Origin of the sequence: Paenibacillus sp. 1_12 (genome assembly GCF_900114475.1) — a bacterium.
In the GTDB taxonomy this organism is placed as follows: domain Bacteria; phylum Bacillota; class Bacilli; order Paenibacillales; family NBRC-103111; genus Paenibacillus_S.
This window is the reverse complement of the sequence record NZ_FOTE01000013.1, coordinates 1-14817: the sequence shown is the minus strand read 5'-3', so window position 1 is coordinate 14817 and position 14817 is coordinate 1. Positions and strand designations below refer to the sequence as shown.

Sequence of the window (14817 nt, the reverse complement as noted above, 5' to 3'; positions counted from 1 at the left end):
TTCAAACCCATATCTAAAATGGAAGACTATTATTTCCCCAGACAAAATTGCGAAAATATTTGATCAATCAACGATTCACCGACAGCATCACCAATAATTTCACCAAGGTATTCCCATGCGTTACGAATATCAATTTGAATCAAATCGATAGGCACCCCAGCACCTGCAGCCTCATAAGCATCATCTATCGCGTTTTTTGCCTTTTTTAACAAAGCAATATGACGCACATTACTCACATAGGTTTGATCATTTAATTCTACCTGTCCACTGAAAAATAGGCTAGCAATAGCTTTTTCCAAATCGGCAATCCCCTGCTGTTCCAGGAGTGACATCGACACCACACGTTCGGCAGGAAAATGTCCCTCCAGAATGTCAGTCTCAATCTGCTGCGGCAAATCAAGTTTATTCACGATTACAATCGTTTGCTTATCCTTCAGCTGTTCAATCAAGCTCAGCTCATCAGATTCCAGCTTTTCAGAGCCGTTGAACACTAGTAGGATCAAATCTGCATCCGCGAGTGCACCCTTTGATTTTTCTACACCGATCCGCTCAACGATATCCGATGTTTCCCGAATGCCGGCAGTATCCAACAGCTTTAGCGGAATTCCATTGACCGTAACAAACTCTTCAATAACATCTCGCGTTGTACCTGGAATTTCGGTTACGATAGCTCTATTTTCCTGGGCAAGTGTATTCATAAGCGAAGATTTCCCGACATTCGGCTTGCCAATAATCGCAGTAACAATACCTTCACGCAATATTTTGCCTTGATTGGCTGTGTTCAATAATTGCTCGATTTTTTCATTCGCTTGGGTACAGCTGTTCGTTATATAAGCATTAGTCATCTCTTCCACATCATGCTCCGGATAATCGATATTGACCTCGATATGTGCCATCAATTCCACCAAATTATGCCGCAGCCGTTTAATATTCGTGGAGAGGCTGCCTTCTGCTTGCTTCATGGCAATACGATGGGCACGATCCGATTTGGCCCGTATTAAATCAATGACTGCTTCTGCTTGTGACAGATCAATACGTCCATTCAAATAAGCACGCTTCGTAAATTCACCAGGCTCAGCCAAGCGTACCTGCTGCTCTAGCAAGAGATCTAGCACCTTTTTCACCGAAATAAATCCGCCATGGCAGCTGATCTCCACGACATCCTCCATGGTAAATGATTTGGGTGCTTTCATAACCGTGACCAGCACCTCATCCACTCTCTCCAGTGTTTGGGGATGTTTAATAAAACCATAATGTACCGTATGTGAAGGCACTACACCTAATTCGCTTTTACCAAAAAAAATGCGATCCGCCGCCGCAACCGCCTCATCACCGCTTATGCGTATAACGGCAATACCGCCCTCTCCCATTGGAGTGGAAATAACAGCAATCGTATCTTGGATCATAATAACACCTCAACTTCTTATACTTAAGCATTTCGAGCTTAAAGAAAATCTATTAAAAAAAAGCAATGAGTCATAACGATGACATCATTGCAGTAGCGCACCTTATCTGAATACGATTACGACTCTTCGATTCGGTTCTTCACCTCTACTGAACGTACGGACCTTAGCATGATCCTGCAGCTGAGCATGAATCACCTTCCGCTCATGTGGAGACATCGGTTCAAGAATAACCTCTTTTTTGGTGCGAATAACTCTCTCCGCCAATCGATCGGCTAATTCCTCTAATGTTTTTTTCCGACGCTCGCGAAAATTCTCTGCATCCAGTACGATTCGCATATGAGTGCTCGAATATCGATTAGCAACAATATTCATTAAATATTGCAGGGCATCCAGGGTTTGCCCTCTCCTGCCAATCAGTATCCCCAGATCAGCTCCATATAGATGAAGCTCCAAACTTTCGTTATCCTGCTTTTGTTCAATCCTCACTTCAAGCTTCATGGTTCGAAAGACATCCTGTAAAAAATAAATGGTTTCTTCAACAGCATCAGGAATAAGCTCCAGCTCAACTTTCGCATCCCTGGTTCCTATTAGGCCAAACAACCCTCTAGAGGGCTGTTCAAGCACAACAATTTTTACCCGATCCTCCGTGGTACTCCATTGGCGAAGGCCATTCTTCACGGCCTCCTCAATCGATTTACCCGTAACCAACAATTTTTTCATTTTGTCAGGCCACCCTTATTGTTTTGAGGTTGTTTAGGTTTTTTATAAATAAAATACGATTGTACGATTGTAAACGTATTACTGAATACCCAATACAACGGGAGGGCAGCAGCAAAATTCATCGCCATCACAAAGATCAGTACAGGGAAAATAAACATTAGATTTTGCATTTGTGGAGTCATTTGCGAAGACATCATCTTCTGTTGGAAGAAGGTAGTGATCGCAGCTAGTAGCGGAAGAATATAGTAAGGATCTTTTGTTCCCAATTGGAGCCAGAGGAAAGAATGCTCTGCAATCGAGTGATTTCGCATAATCGCGTTATATAAAGCAATCAGGATCGGCATCTGCACAATTAGCGGAAAACAACCAGCTAGTGGATTGACACCATTGCTTTGAAACAGCTTCATTGTTTCTTCCTGCTGTTTTTTAGCATCGTCCTTGTATTTCTCTTTCAGCTTTTTAAGCTCGGGCTGCAAATCCTGCATCCGTTTGGAGCTTTTATACTGCTTCAAAGTAAGCGGTAATATAATCAATCGAATAATAATGGTAACAACCAATATGGACAATCCGTACTGTCCCCAAAGCGCTGCCGCAAACCAATCCAAAACATCAGCCAAAGGACCTACAAAATACTTGTCCCAAAAACTATTGGTAGGGTCGATTTTAGTTGTTGCCGGAGTACATCCAGCAAGCAGTAAAAAGACGAAAGAAAGCGGCCAATATTTAGCTAATCGACGGGTCAAAATGAAATCCTCCTAAATGTTCTTTTCCAATAATAAACTATAGCATATCTCACCCCAAAAAAGAAATGCAGCTTTCTACTTTCTCTTAAGTAAAGAGCCGCGCATTAACACATGCAAAATACATTTTTCCATTTCCTTATATTTCATCCCGACTACAGGTTTGCGTGCAATCAATATGAAGTCATAACCGCCCATCACTTTGGGGGCATTCAACCGGACAATTTCCTTGACCATGCGGCGAATTCGGTTTCGTACAACGGCGTTACCCAGCTTTTTACTTACCGAAATCCCCAGACGAAAAGACGGCTGTCGAACACGGGTATAGGAATAGAGCACAAACTGGTGGTTAGCCACCGACTTCCCTCCGCGATATACCTTGTCAAAATATTCTCTCTTCGTTAGACGATGTTCTCTATCCACATTCAGCTCTCCATTACGTTCCGGATCGTTGCGCCTTTGACTCCATTATACATGTAGTTATCTGAACAACAAAAAAGACCACTTGATTAGTGGCCTCTTGTATTACGCGCTTAAAACTTTTCTACCCTTTAAACGGCGAGCAGCTAATACTTTACGACCATTCACGGAACTCATTCTTTTGCGAAAGCCGTGTACCTTCTTGCGTTTTCTAGTATTCGGTTTAAACGTAGGACCCATCTATCCTGCACCTCCTTGAGGAAAAAGCATTCCCAAAAATACCTCTTAATATTAAACCATAGAATTATAAGAAAAGTCAATCTAAATAAATCAGCACAAAATCCGCAAATTTTTACAGACGGGTGAATAACTTTTCGTCGAAAATTACGACCTGTGTATAAAAAGTTAACATTTTCACGCCTTCTGTCGAATTAATAACAGCGTACTAACAATATATAGTGCTGTTGATAAAACTTACACACAAGCTATAGACAATGTGGATAATTCCAAACAATACATTGATAATGCCCATAAATTTTGATATTATGGTTATGCCCTCCCTGTGGATAGCCACTTTTTTGTGATAATGTTATCAACATGCTGTGGATATCTTTGTGCACAAGTATTTGTCCTATGTATAAGTTATCAGATATACCTTGCACACTGTGGACAATATTCGACAGATACCGATATTTCTAATATATACGTATTACCGGCTTACGCCACATCGCTTAATTTTCAAAGGAGTGAATAGATTGTGGAAAGCCATCCTAACGAGCAATGGCAGCAAGTCCTTTCCATTATTCAAACACGGCTTAGTAAACCAAGCTTCGAGACCTGGTTTACATCCACAAGAGCCGTAACTTTTAATGACGCCAAGGTTGTCATATGTGCCCCTAACAACTTTGCCCGCGAATGGCTTGAAAATCGTTACACCAAGCTGATTCGGGATACCATCGTCGATTATAATGGGAAGTCTACAGATGTGAAATTTATTATCGAATCCGAGGAAGACAAAAATGCTGATCTTCCCTCCTCTTCAGCGCAATCCAGTGCGCAATCTACGCTAGCTGTCCCTGAAGAAACCTTCAGTCATATGATGAATTCCAAATACACATTTGATACGTTTGTCATAGGTTCAGGTAATCGATTTGCTCACGCAGCGTCGCTCGCTGTTGCAGAAGCGCCGGCCAAAGCCTACAATCCATTGTTTTTGTACGGAGGAGTAGGACTGGGAAAAACACATTTGATGCATGCGATCGGACATTTTGTTCTCGAGCATAACCCGCGTGCCAAGGTTCTTTATATTTCTTCCGAAAAGTTTACGAATGAATTTATCAATGCGATTCGGGATAACCGCGGCGAAAGCTTCCGTAACAAATATCGTAATATTGACGTGCTGCTGATCGATGATATTCAATTTTTGGCTGGTAAAGAGGGAACACAAGAGGAGTTTTTCCACACATTTAATGCCCTTCATGAGGAACGCAAGCAAATCATCATTTCCAGTGACCGGCCTCCCAAAGAAATCCCAACGCTTGAAGAACGTTTAAGATCCCGCTTTGAATGGGGATTAATTACAGATATTCAGCCGCCCGATCTCGAAACGCGGATTGCTATCCTGCGAAAGAAAGCGAAAGCAGACAATCTTGAGGTTCCTATAGAAGCGATGGTTTACATAGCCAATCAAATCGATACTAACATTCGAGAGCTAGAGGGTGCATTAATTCGCGTCGTTGCGTATTCATCCTTGATTAATGCGGATATTACTTCCCATCTAGCAGCTGAAGCATTAAAGGACATCATGCCAAGCAGCCGTCCTCGTGTCATCACGATCCAGGATATCCAGCAAAAGGTTGGAGAGTTTTATGGAATGAAGATGGAGGATTTTAAGGCGCGCAAACGTACCAAAATGGTCGCATATCCGCGTCAAATTGCGATGTATCTGTCACGCGAGTTGACCGATTTTTCGTTACCCAAAATTGGTGAAGCTTTTGGCGGACGTGACCATACGACCGTAATTCATGCCCATGAGAAAATTTCTGTAGCGCTGAAGACTGATCAAGAGCTCTATAAAATCGTTCACAGCCTGATTGAAAAAGTTAAAAACGTTACTGCTTGAAAATGAAATTTCAAAAGTCGACATTTCAGCACTGGGCTTCGAGCCTAAATGCAAGATTCGACTTTTTGATTACTTCTAAAAAAAAGCTATCCACAACCAAATAATGAGTCTGTATAACTTGAGGCCTATGCACAAACTATTCACATGTGGATAGGCTTTTGTATTGCGCCTTTTGTTCACATATCCACATATCCAGAGCCCCTACTACTATTACTAATAAAAAAAGAGTAATATAAGGGGATAAAAGTTGTTAACCCATTTTTGAAATCTAGGAGTGAAAGAATGAAATTAACGATCCTAAAGGAATACTTGAATGAATCCATCCAGCATGTATCCAAAGCCATATCGAGCAAAACACCGATCCCTATTTTGAGTGGGATTAAAATAGATCTGGATTCAAGCGGTATGACCCTGACTGCTAGTGATACTGACATCTCCATTCAAAGCTTTATCCCCTTAGAAAAAAATGAGCTCAGCATCATTGAAATAGAGCGTCAAGGCAGTATTGTACTGTCAGCCAAATTTTTCGTTGAAATTATTCGCAAGCTGCCGGCCCAAAAGGTTGAAATTGAGGTTAAAGATAATTTCCAAACGATCATTCGTTCCGGTTCTTCAGAAATTCAATTAGTAGGACTTGATCCGGAAGAATATCCAACCTTGCCAAGTATCGAAGAATATAGAAGATTTCAGCTGCCAAGTGATTTATTAAGAACGATGATCAAACAAACGACCTTTGCAGTATCCACTAACGAATCGACGCCGATCCTTACCGGTGTTCTATGGACTGTAGAGAACGGAAAGCTTAAATTTACTGCCTGTGATCGGCATCGTCTGGGAACACGCGAAACAAATATTGAAGTAGATGCTGATTTCAGCCTTAATAATATTTCCATATCTGGGAAAACTTTAAATGAGCTTTCCAAAATTTTGCCGGATCAAAATACACTGATCGATATTATTTTTGCTGAGAATCAGGTGTTGTTTAAGCTGAGCTCGATTTTATTTTATACTCGGATTTTGGACGGAACTTACCCGGATACCTCCAAGCTGATCCCGCAATCCTATAAGACGGAACTGGTCATTAATGCTCATCAGCTGGCTGATGCCATTGATCGTGCCTATCTGCTTTCTAGAGAAGAAAAGACAAACATCGTCAAGCTAATCATGCATGAGGACCACACTATCGAGATATCCTCAAGCTCCTCCGAGCTTGGAAAAGTAACCGAGCAGTTGGAGGTTTCCAGCTTAAGCGGAGAGCTGCTTCGCATATCATTCAATTCCAAATATATGCTGGACGCACTTAAGGTTATGGACAGTCAATTGATTCATATCGGATTTACGGGTGCGATGCAGCCTATCATTATACGACCTGAAGAAACGTCCTCTCTTCTGCAATTGATTCTGCCTTACCGGACAACTAATTAAGCTAAAGGAGCACGGCTAGTCATGAATCCTATATCCATTCACACGGATTACATCACGTTAGGCCAATTTTTGAAATTGGCAGATTGCATTTCTACAGGAGGACAGGCGAAATTTTTTCTGCAGGAGACAGTCATTCATGTCAACGGAGAGCTGGAAAATCGACGGGGTAAAAAACTGGTTCATCTCGATCAGGTCATTGTCGACGGCTGCGGGGAATTTCAAGTCATCCGTACTTAATAACCTTGTAAAACGGCTTTGCTTGGCAGAGTCAGTCTGTAGGAGGAACCGTTTTGCATCTGAATAAGCTTTCCTTGCGGCATTACCGCAACTATGAAGAAGTGCATTTTGAAACGAAAGACATGGTTAACATCATTATAGGCCCTAATGCACAGGGCAAGACCAACCTGTTGGAAGCCATATATGTGCTGGCTCTTACCAAATCCCATCGCACTCACCAGGATAAAGAATTGATTCATTGGGATGCACGCCAAACGATGCTGCATGGGGAAGTAGAAAAAAAATACGGAACCTGCAAGCTCGATCTCACCATCTCTCCGCAGGGTAAAAAAGCTAAAATTAATGGCTTGGAGCAAAAGAAGCTGAGCCATTTTATCGGCTCTGTCAATGTCGTGATGTTTGCACCTGAAGATCTCGAAATTGTGAAGGGCTCCCCATCTGTCCGAAGACGTTTTCTCGATATGGAAATTGGCCAGGTCCATCCCACCTATTTGTACGATTTATCCCAATATCAAAAAGTACTGCAGCAGCGGAACAATTATTTAAAGCAGCTTTTTACTACGCGGGACACGAAAGCCGTACTACTGGATGTTTGGAATGAACAATTGATCCAGTTAGGTATTAAAATTATTAAAAAACGTCAAAGCTTTATACAGAAGCTCCAGCGGTGGGCAGAAAAAATTCATTATGGGATTACTGCAGGTCAGGAGCATATCCAGATATCGTATGCCAGCTCGTTCGACGCTCGAAGCCTAGAAGATGAAACTGTTTTATTTGAGCAATTTATGATAAAGTTATCACAGGTGAAAGAACAGGAGCTTCGGCGCGGTGTGACTATGGTAGGCCCGCATCGGGATGATTTGTTGTTTACGATCAATGGCAAGGATGTACAGACCTTCGGTTCACAGGGCCAGCAGAGGACCACGGCGCTTTCTCTGAAGCTTGCGGAAATCGAACTGATTCATGAGGAAGTAGGCGAATATCCTATTTTACTTTTGGATGATGTGTTATCCGAGCTTGACCAGAACCGACAAACTCAACTGATCGAAACGTTTCAAAATAAAGTACAAACCTTTATTACGACGACCGGAATTGAAAGCATAGATCGTTCAAAACTGGAAAATGCTTCTGTGATTCATGTGCGGAACGGAAGCCTGATTTAATATATTTACTATAATTAGTTCCACGTTTTGAGGAGATGGTCACCCATGTTCATTCATTTAGGCGGAGAAAAAATTATTCGTGCATCCGAGCTCGTGGCTATTTTCGATCTATCCATAGAGAAATCATCCAAAATATCGAAGCAATTTTTAAGCTATGCCAATAAAGAAAAAAAGGTTGAAGTGATCGGGGAGGAAGACAGCAAGTCGCTTGTCGTTACAAAATCTAAGGTATATTACTCTCCGATTTCATCCATGACCCTCAAGAAACGGGCGAACCAATTGTTAACAAACTAGATCTTACCTTGGAAAAGAGGGTGTCAGCATGTCTGTGAATGAAAATGCAAATGCAAATGCATATGATGAAAGTCAAATACAGGTGCTTGAAGGTCTCGAGGCTGTGCGTAAGCGTCCGGGGATGTATATCGGATCCACCAGCTCAAGAGGACTCCATCATTTGGTTTGGGAAGTTGTAGATAACAGTATCGATGAGGCTCTTGCCGGTTATTGTTCCAAAATCGATGTTATTATCCATCTTGATAACAGCATCACAGTTATAGATAATGGACGCGGTATCCCTGTAGGTGAAAATGTAAAGCTCAAGAAGTCTACTCTTGAAGTTGTTTTGACTGTGCTGCATGCAGGCGGTAAGTTTGGCGGAGAAGGCTATAAAGTTTCCGGGGGACTGCACGGGGTTGGTGTATCGGTTGTTAATGCGCTTTCCAAGAAACTAGTCGTACAGGTTAAGCGAGACGGACACATTCATCAGCAGGAATATCAGCAAGGAGCGCCACAGTACGATATCAAAGTGGTTGGAGAAGCTGAGGATACCGGAACTCAAATTAGATTTTGGCCTGATGATGAAATTTTTACGGAAGTTACTGAATATGACTATGACACGCTGCAATCACGGATTCGTGAGCTGGCGTATTTAAATAAAGGTATTGAAATTACGTTGACGGATGAACGGACAGAGGTGGCCAACTCCTTTTTGTATGAAGGCGGTATCGTCTCTTTTGTCGAGTATTTGAATCGTAATCGTGAAGCACTGCATGCTCCGATTTATACGGAAGGTTCCAAGGACAACATTCAGGTTGAAGTTGCCATTCAATACAATGAAGGCTATTCGGAAAATATTTATTCGTTTGCGAATAACATTAATACACATGAAGGCGGAACACATGAATCAGGGTTTAAGAGTGCTTTGACCCGAATTATGAATGACTTCGCGCGTAAATATAATGCGATTAAAGAAAGCGACGCCAATTTATCCGGTGATGATGTGCGCGAAGGCTTGATTGCGATCATTTCCGTGAAAATTCCTGATCCGCAGTTTGAAGGACAAACCAAAACTAAGCTTGGTAATAGTGAAGTTCGCGGAATCGTGGAATCGTTGTTCTCCGAGAAGCTTAGCGAATTTATGAATGAAAATCCGGCGACAGCCAAAAAAATCGTGGAAAAAGGTATCCAAGCCTCGCGAGCGCGCGAAGCGGCCCGTAAAGCCCGCGAATTAACACGCCGTAAAAGTGCTCTGGAAGTCAGCTCATTGCCAGGCAAGCTGGCTGATTGCTCATCTAAGGATGCTTCGATCAGTGAGGTCTACATCGTAGAAGGTGACTCTGCCGGCGGCTCAGCCAAGCAAGGGCGTGATCGTCATTTTCAGGCGATACTGCCACTTCGCGGTAAAATATTGAATGTTGAAAAATCACGTCTTGATAAAATTTTATCGAACGCGGAAATTCGCGCAATTATTACAGCTTCAGGAACAGGTATCGGTGATGATTTTGATATTGCCAAAGCCCGTTATCACAAAATTATAATTATGACTGATGCGGACGTTGATGGTGCACATATCCGTACCTTGTTGCTTACTTTCTTTTTCCGTTATATGCGTAAGCTGATTGAGGCTGGATATATTTATATTGCTCAACCGCCGTTATACAAGATCGAGCGCAACAAAACAATCCGATATGCATACAACGATAAACAAAAGGATCTCATTACGCAGGAATTCGGGGAAGGCGTCAAACTGAATATACAACGTTATAAAGGTCTCGGTGAGATGGACCCGGGTCAGCTATGGGAAACAACCATGGACCCAGATAGTCGGACACTGCTGCAGGTCAGCATTCAGGATGCAATCGAGGCCGATGCAATTTTCGATACGCTGATGGGCGATAACGTAGAGCCACGCAGAGATTTTATTCAGGAGCACGCCAAATACGTAAAAAATCTAGATTTTTAAGCTGTATTTGCTTACAAAGTCAGTTTGGCATCGTAGAACTTAAGCAACGCTTACGAAGTAAACTTTCCTGAAGTGAAAGTTCAGTATATGCTTATGAAGTCAGTTTTGCTTTAGCAAAACTTAAGTAACGCTTACGAAGTAAACTTTCCTGAAAGGAAAGTTCTTAGGAGGGCAATATGTCGGAAGAACAGTTTTCGCAAATAAAAGAAATAGATATTGGCTTGGAAATGCGGACATCCTTTATGGACTACGCAATGAGCATTATCGTCAGTCGCGCTCTTCCTGATGTTCGAGATGGACTGAAGCCGGTTCATCGCCGAATTTTGTTTGCGATGTCGGAGCTGGGCATGTATTCAGACAAGCCACATAAAAAATCAGCTAGAATCGTCGGCGAAGTTATCGGTAAATACCATCCCCATGGTGATGCCTCCGTATATTTCACGATGGTACGGATGGCACAGGATTTTTCCTTGCGGTATATGCTTGTCGATGGCCATGGCAACTTTGGTTCGATAGATGGAGATATGGCGGCTGCGATGCGGTATACGGAAGCCCGTCTATCTAAAATTGCGATGGAGCTTCTACGTGATATCAACAAAGAAACGATCGACTTTATACCCAACTATGATGGTGAAGAGCATGAGCCTGCCGTTCTTCCTTCGCGTTTTCCCAATCTGCTCGTAAATGGCAGCTCCGGTATTGCGGTAGGAATGGCAACGAGTATTCCTCCGCACAATCTGACGGAAGTCATTAATGGTATTCAGCAGCTAATCGAAAATCCGGACGTCACACCGATGGAATTAATGCAATCGATCAAAGGCCCGGATTTTCCTACAGCGGGATTTATTTTGGGACGAGAAGGCATCAAGCAAGCTTATAATACAGGCCGCGGGTCCGTTACGATGAGAGCCAGAGCCATTATAGAAGAAAACAATAACAAAGCAAAGATTTTGGTTCATGAACTGCCTTATCAGGTAAATAAAGCTCATTTAATTGAAAAAATTGCAGAATTGGTCAGAGATAAAAAGATTGATGGTATCACCGACCTGCGCGACGAGTCTGACCGTAACGGAATGCGGATTGTTATCGAGCTGCGCCGTGATGTGAACCCGAATGTAGTCTTGAATAACCTATACAAGCAAACCTCTATGCAGTCCAATTTCGGTATCATTATGCTTGCTCTGGTTAACGGAGAACCGAAGGTACTGAATCTGAGAGATATGCTGTATCACTATTTGGAGCATCAGAAGGTCGTTATTCGTCGTAGGACTGAGTTTGAATTACGTAAAGCTGAAGCCAGAGCGCATATTTTGGAAGGCTTGCGTATTGCCCTCGATCATCTAGATGAAGTCATCACACTGATCCGTTCATCTCAAAATGCGGAAGAAGCACGTGAAGGCTTAATCGAAAGATTTTCGTTAAGCTATGATCAAGCTCAGGCTATTCTTGATATGCGTCTGCAACGCCTAACCGGCTTGGAACGCGACAAGATTGAAGAAGAATACGCAGAATTATTGAAGAAAATTGCTGAGTTCCGCGCTATCCTGGGAGACGAGCAATTGGTATTAGCGATTATTAGCACCGAGCTTAATGAAATCAAAGAAAAATTCGGAGATGAACGCCGTTCGGAAATTACGATTGGTGGAGAAAGCATCGAAGATGAGGATTTGATTCCTCAAGAAGAAGTGATTATTACCATCACGCATAGCGGTTATATTAAAAGACTTCCTGTCACAACTTATCGCAGTCAGAAGCGCGGCGGTCGAGGCGTTATTGGGATGGATACAAAGGACAAAGACTTTGTCGAGCATTTATTTGTTACCAATACGCATCACTTCTTGCTCTTCTTTACGAATAAAGGCAAGGTGTACCGTCTGAAGGCTTATGAGATCCCTGATCTTAGCCGTACAGCTCGTGGAACGCCGATTATCAATCTATTACAGATTGAGCAGGGTGAAACCATTAATGCGGTCATTCCGGTGGAGGGCTTTGAATCCGAGCAGGAGCTTTTCTTTGCTACCAAAAATGGTCTGGTCAAAAAGACGGCTTTGAACGAATACGGAAATATCCGTAAGGGTGGCTTGATTGCGATCACGCTGCGTGAAGATGACGATCTGATCGGAGTCAGGCTGACGGAAGGCAATCAAACGATCATTATGGGAACTGCACAAGGAGTCTCGATTCACTTCCCAGAGCAGGATGTCCGGTCGATGGGCCGTTCAGCAACGGGAGTTAAGGGTATTAATATTGGAGAAGACGATACCGTTATTGCGATGGATGTCGTTCATCCAGATGACACTGTACTGATTGTAACCTCCAAAGGGTTTGGCAAACGAACACCAGTTGCAGATTACAGACTTCAATCACGCGGTGGTAAAGGTATCAAAACATTGAATGTCACTCCGAAGAATGGACCTGTCGTTAGCTTGAAGATCGTAAAAGATGATGAAGATCTAATGATTATTACAGCATTAGGTACGATCATTCGAACCAGTATGGCGGGCATTTCTATCATGGGACGTTATACCCAGGGTGTAAGACTGATTCATATTCGCGATGAAGATGAAGTGGCTACAGTAGCTAGAGTTGAAAAGAGTGAAGATGCCTCAGAAGATGAAGTCGATGGAGAAGATTCAGCCTTGTCCACGGAGATTGAAGAATAAATAAAATTATGAAAAAAGGTTCAAGAATGGGGTGACAGCCCCATTCTTTTTCGTTTAGAATAGGGAGAAGATAGAAAATAAAGCGAGGGAATAACATGGCCACAATTTCCGTTTCCCAATTAAAGACCGGCGAAAAGATAAGCGATAACGTACAAACGAAACTTGGGAACGTTTTATTTACTAAAGGGAAAATAGTAAGCGAAAAGGATATCGAGATCCTGAAAGCATTTTTAATACCTTCCATATCTATAGAATCGAAAGAAAATGAACTTGTTATTGACGATGTGGCAGAAGTGCCGAATAACACCATTCTGCCTTTTCATATACAATATGATAAGATGCTCGCGCTTTTAAAAAAGGTATTTAGCTCAGCGAATGGACAAAACTTCCCTATACTGGAGGTTCGAACACAATTAGAAGCGCTGCTCCAACATATTGACCAATATCATATTTTGACTTTTAGCCCAAGAGCATTTCAATTGAATGATTATCTTATCCATAACAGCATCATGGTCAGCTTGACATCTTATACTTTGGCTAAATGGCATGGGCTGGCAGCTAAGGATCTTATGCCTATTGCGATAAGCGGTCTTTTGCACGATATAGGCAATGCAAAGGTTGATCCCGGTATTTTATATAAACCGAATAAGCTGACCCCTGTGGAATTTGAAGAACTAAAGCAGCATACTACAATTGGATACAATTTAATTAAGAACGTGGCTGCTATTAATGAAGGTGTCAAACTGACAGCCATTCAGCATCATGAACGTGAAGATGGGTCAGGCTATCCATTGGGAATAAAGGGAGATAAAATTCATCTCTACTCTAAAATTGTTTCGATTAGTGATATATTTCACGCCATGACCTCCGATCGGTATCATAAAAAAGCAGCTTCTCCATATTTGGTGTTAGATCAGTTGTTTACAGAATCGTTTGGAAAATTGGATCCTGCATTAGTTCAAACGTTCATACAGAAAGTGACGCAATTCCATAATGGGGTTCTCGTTAAATTGAATGATAAACGTATTGGAGAAATTGTCTTTTCAGATCGTGCTAACCCTACTCGTCCTTGGATTAATGTGAATGGTCAGATTATTAATTTGGTTATAGAGCGCAGTCTATATATACAAGACGTTATTCAAAAATAGTTATTTTCAGTCTTTGCTTGACGCTTGACCATCATATGTGGTAAATTAATCTTCGCTGCTTCAAGCAACGAAGATTTTTTATAAGAAACTTTTTAAAGCCTTAAAAAAAAGCTTGCAATGCTGAAGTGATGTGTGTTATATTAAAGAAGTCGCCGCTAAACAGCGGTTAAAAAATGAATGAAGTGAAAAGTTGGCAGCAATGTTGACGAATCGCGTTTGTCCTTTGAAAACTGAATCAACGAGTGAGTAAAATAGCAGTACAAGAGAATGCAAATTCTCGCCAGCAATACGAATGAGTGCAATTCAAGTTCTACCTTAATGGAGAGTTTGATCCTGGCTCAGGACGAACGCTGGCGGCGTGCCTAATACATGCAAGTCGAGCGGATTGTTCCTTCGGGAACAGTTAGCGGCGGACGGGTGAGTAACACGTAGGCAACCTGCCTACAGGATCGGGATAACTACCGGAAACGGTAGCTAAGACCGGATAAGTGATTTTGACGCATGTTGAGATCAAGAAACACGGAGCAATCT

The 14817-nt window shown here is 42.1% G+C and carries 13 protein-coding genes and 1 rRNA gene; 9 read left to right on the top strand and 5 right to left on the bottom strand.

From position 1 onward, the window contains the following. Nucleotides 1–29 precede the first annotated feature (29 nt). The 5 genes from mnmE to rpmH all read right to left on the bottom strand — a co-directional run bounded on the left by mnmE (nt 30) and on the right by rpmH (nt 3526). Nucleotides 30–1406 (bottom strand): tRNA uridine-5-carboxymethylaminomethyl(34) synthesis GTPase MnmE, encoded by a 1377-nt coding sequence (gene mnmE / locus BM210_RS23900; protein ID WP_091174374.1) that lies wholly within the window; start codon nt 1404–1406, stop codon nt 30–32. A 102-nt stretch (nt 1407–1508) separates the two neighbouring features. Then, the gene (jag, locus tag BM210_RS23895) at nt 1509–2126 is read right to left on the bottom strand and encodes an RNA-binding cell elongation regulator Jag/EloR (RefSeq protein WP_091174371.1); all 618 of its coding nucleotides are present in this window, start codon (nt 2124–2126) and stop codon (nt 1509–1511) included. Beyond that, a complete protein-coding gene (yidC, locus tag BM210_RS23890; RefSeq protein ID WP_091174369.1) occupies nt 2123–2869 on the bottom strand; it encodes a membrane protein insertase YidC in 747 nt (248 codons plus the stop codon). The genes jag and yidC overlap by 4 nt, the downstream gene beginning before the upstream one ends. A 75-nt stretch (nt 2870–2944) precedes the next feature. Beyond that, on the bottom strand, nt 2945–3289 hold the full coding sequence (gene rnpA, locus BM210_RS23885; RefSeq protein WP_091174366.1) for a ribonuclease P protein component: 345 nt from the start codon (nt 3287–3289) through the stop codon (nt 2945–2947). A gap of 102 nt (nt 3290–3391) precedes the next feature. Further along, the gene (rpmH, locus tag BM210_RS23880; protein ID WP_091174363.1) at nt 3392–3526 is read right to left on the bottom strand and encodes a 50S ribosomal protein L34; all 135 of its coding nucleotides are present in this window, start codon (nt 3524–3526) and stop codon (nt 3392–3394) included. A gap of 517 nt (nt 3527–4043) precedes the next feature. Here rpmH and dnaA point away from each other — a divergent pair. The 9 genes from dnaA to BM210_RS23835 form a co-directional block, all read left to right on the top strand. After that, the gene (gene dnaA, locus BM210_RS23875) at nt 4044–5408 is read left to right on the top strand and encodes a chromosomal replication initiator protein DnaA (protein WP_091174362.1); all 1365 of its coding nucleotides are present in this window, start codon (nt 4044–4046) and stop codon (nt 5406–5408) included. Between the two features lie 282 nt (nt 5409–5690). Beyond that, nucleotides 5691–6833: a DNA polymerase III subunit beta gene (gene dnaN / locus BM210_RS23870; protein ID WP_091174359.1), complete on the top strand. Its 1143-nt coding sequence runs from the start codon at nt 5691–5693 to the stop codon at nt 6831–6833. Nucleotides 6834–6854: 21 nt separating this feature from the next. Next, nucleotides 6855–7070, top strand: a complete 216-nt coding sequence (gene yaaA, locus BM210_RS23865) for a S4 domain-containing protein YaaA (protein ID WP_091174357.1) — start codon at nt 6855–6857, stop codon at nt 7068–7070. Nucleotides 7071–7123: 53 nt separating this feature from the next. Then, the gene (recF, locus tag BM210_RS23860) at nt 7124–8233 is read left to right on the top strand and encodes a DNA replication/repair protein RecF (RefSeq protein WP_091174355.1); all 1110 of its coding nucleotides are present in this window, start codon (nt 7124–7126) and stop codon (nt 8231–8233) included. A gap of 45 nt (nt 8234–8278) precedes the next feature. After that, nucleotides 8279–8527 (top strand): extracellular matrix regulator RemB, encoded by a 249-nt coding sequence (gene remB, locus BM210_RS23855; RefSeq protein WP_076237596.1) that lies wholly within the window; start codon nt 8279–8281, stop codon nt 8525–8527. A 28-nt stretch (nt 8528–8555) separates the two neighbouring features. Next, on the top strand, nt 8556–10475 hold the full coding sequence (gyrB, locus tag BM210_RS23850; RefSeq protein WP_091174352.1) for a DNA topoisomerase (ATP-hydrolyzing) subunit B: 1920 nt from the start codon (nt 8556–8558) through the stop codon (nt 10473–10475). A 176-nt stretch (nt 10476–10651) separates the two neighbouring features. Next, nucleotides 10652–13138 (top strand): DNA gyrase subunit A, encoded by a 2487-nt coding sequence (gene gyrA / locus BM210_RS23845; RefSeq protein WP_091174350.1) that lies wholly within the window; start codon nt 10652–10654, stop codon nt 13136–13138. A 95-nt stretch (nt 13139–13233) separates the two neighbouring features. Further along, complete coding sequence (locus BM210_RS23840; protein ID WP_091174348.1) at nt 13234–14286, top strand: HD-GYP domain-containing protein; 1053 nt, start codon at nt 13234–13236, stop codon at nt 14284–14286. Nucleotides 14287–14601: 315 nt separating this feature from the next. Then, nucleotides 14602–14817, top strand: a 16S ribosomal RNA gene (locus BM210_RS23835); the annotation flags it as partial.